1 protein-coding gene is annotated in these 206 nt (G+C 71.4%); it reads left to right on the plus strand.

Features of this window, described 5'->3' with window-relative positions:
• Nucleotides 1–206 (plus strand): alpha/beta hydrolase family protein (locus tag J0695_RS41155; protein WP_206969916.1); only part of this gene is annotated, 206 nt, incomplete at both ends.

Raw genomic sequence — 206 nt, forward strand, 5'->3', positions numbered from 1 at the left:
ACCGGCGGCTGTACGACACCTACTGGGAGGAGCGTTTCCTCGGCCACCCGGACGAGGAGCCGGAAGCGTACGACCGCTCCTCGCTGCTCCCGCACGCGCACAAACTGACGCGCCCGCTGATGCTGGTCCACGGTCTCGCCGACGAGAACGTCCTCCCTGTCCAAACCCTGCGGCTGTCGGCCGCCCGGCGGCGAGCAGGGCGGCCG

The sequence above is a fragment of the Streptomyces beijiangensis genome (assembly GCF_017315755.1).
Lineage (GTDB): Bacteria > Actinomycetota > Actinomycetes > Streptomycetales > Streptomycetaceae > Streptomyces > Streptomyces beijiangensis.